This is a genomic window from Planktosalinus sp. (genome assembly GCF_059864935.1).
Genome location: NZ_JCBCCK010000428.1, coordinates 1 through 2,428 on the forward strand (window position 1 = coordinate 1; position 2,428 = coordinate 2,428).

Annotated in this window: 2 protein-coding genes; one reads left to right on the top strand and one right to left on the bottom strand. The window is 43.4% G+C overall.

Annotated features, from left to right (window positions below; translation table 11 throughout):
- The coding region (locus tag AC6F75_RS12945) for an outer membrane beta-barrel protein (RefSeq protein ID WP_500715511.1) at window positions 1–1,113 on the bottom strand (1,113 nt) is incomplete at its 3' end.
- 753 nt (window positions 1,114–1,866) lie between these two features.
- Here AC6F75_RS12945 and AC6F75_RS12950 point away from each other — a divergent pair.
- Window positions 1,867–2,428 (top strand): UDP-N-acetylglucosamine 2-epimerase (locus AC6F75_RS12950; protein WP_500715512.1); only part of this gene is annotated, 562 nt, incomplete at its 3' end.

Sequence of the window (2,428 nt, forward strand, 5' to 3'; positions counted from 1 at the left end):
ATTGTATTCTGCATTACCAATTTCGTCAGCAAATCCAATCAACTCAGCATTGGCAGATGGGTTTTGTTTCATATAAGTCACCAGATAGTTTACAGCACTTAGTGAATAAACCTCAGGCTGGTCGCTGTTAAATCTGAAATACACGTTTACATAACCCTCGTTGATAAGCTTTTGCATATCAAGTCCGCCATCGGCATTTTCGAGATCAGCTTTGGTAGCAAATCTTTTGTCCATTGCAGCCTCTATATCATCCGGAATCCCACTGTTGTTGGTGTCCACAGCACGCCCCTTGGAATCTACCAAAGCACCCGGGGTAGTATTGGGTTCACGATCCAAGTAATCAGGCACACCGTCTTGGTCTGAGTCAATCAGGTCAGTCTCGATCTTGGAAATACGCTCTTCAAGTTCATAGATATAGCTGTAAAGCTCATCTTCTTCAGAATACCAGTCGGCATGTACTTCTTTGCTTCCTAAATACAAGGTCAAACCTATGGAACCGTTAACCATATAACCGTTTAAACCACGCAACTGGTTGTTGCTTACTACTGTGTTTAATGGTTGAGCACCGTCCCAGGTAGCTGAATGTCTTGTGTGACCTATAAAACTCAAGTCACCCGTAAGTGCTGCACGGTCACTCAATCTGAGCTGTGGGGTAATCCCCACAATCAGGTTCAGCATTTGGTCTGCACTTGAAAACTCATTCGGCTCAGTTGGTTTGTTGGCTGAATAGCCCATACCACCATGAACCAAAAAGTTAAGACTGTTGGTCCAGTTTCTGAAGTTCAATACACTTCCCATATTGACAACTCCCTGAAGACTGGTTCTGAAATATTCAGATTTAAATTCCATGCTGTTGTCGGCACTTTCAATATTGTTGTACCCAAAGTCCAACTTGGCACCAAACTTTTCGTTAAACATATAACGAATACCCAAACCTCCTTGCCAAAAACTAGGTGTTGAGGTGTAGTACCCCGGTGAAAATGGTGTGGCAGGCTTGTGTACACCGGCTTCCAGTTCCACTGACCACTGGTTGTAATTCTTTTCTTCTTGTTCTTGTGCTTGCACTGTCATTGCTCCTATAGCGATAAGCAGACATAAAACGGTTTTTTTCATAGTAATGTTTGATTAGTTCTCTGTAAAGATTGTTTAAAATCTATAATTAATATGCGAAAATACAAAATTTAATACAAATTTAATGTTATTAGCCGATTATACTAGTTTTTTATCGACCAAAAGCAGGAAAATTCTGTACAAACTCTTAATAAAACCAAAAGAAAACTTCCCAAACAACCTACACCGATTAGGCTTCGACAGGGAGATTGGAAGACTAGGAGAAGGGGTGATGGGGAGACAAGGCAACTTGAGGTTTAAACTGAATTCTTTGTGTTGGGGTCTTAGTGGCTATAAAAGAGAGACGTGAGACATTAGAAGTGAGCCTGCCTGCCGATGGCTGGATTTTAGAACATAGAAAATAAAGAAGAGATCGGGGAACAACGAGAGGGGCGATGTGGTGACAAGGTAAAACGTCCTATGTACCAAAACCCTTAGCGGCTTTGCGACTTCGCGAGAACTATTTCATCGCAGACCTGCCTGGCCGCCTTGCTCCGCCAAAAGGCGGATTCAGGGCACCTACGCTGTGCCACCGCTAAAGCTATTGCGACACGCGGTAAAGCTTCTACGACAGCGTCCGACGAAAAGGTAAGCTGGGACGTTGAGTAGGCTGAATTTTATGGTATTGATGGGGGAAAGGATTAAAATTCATTTTAACTTTAAACATTGAACTACAAACTTTGAACAAAAAACCCCCTCACAACCTTGAGGCCTCAAATCATTTTTATATTTTTAACCAAATAAAATTTTCAGTTTATGCCAAAAAGAAAAATAGCCGTAGTCATCACCGCCCGACCGTCATACAGCCGGGTGAAATCGGTGTTGACTGCCATTAAGCAGCACCCTGATTTGGAGTTGCAACTCATTGTGGCAGCTTCGGCTTTGCTCGATCGTTACGGTTCAGCAATCAATTATATGGAAAAAGACGGGTTTGAAATCGCTGCAAAAGTGTTTAATGTGCTTGAAGGTGAGAATCTCACTGCTGCCGCAAAAACCACAGGCATTGGCATACTGGAGCTTTCCACGGTATTTGATAACTTATGCCCCGATGTTGTGGTTACCGTTGCTGATCGATTTGAAACGATGGCCACCGCCATTTGTGCCTCCTATATGAATATTCCCCTCGCACACATTCAAGGGGGAGAAGTCACCGGTAATATCGATGAAAAAGTGCGTCACGCCATCACCAAACTGGCCGACTATCACTTTGTGGCTTCAGAAGAAGCCGAAGCCCGTGTCCTCAAATTGGGCGAAGACCCTAAGGTGGTGTTCAATACCGGCTGCCCGTCCATCGATTTGGCAAAATCTGTAGTACAAA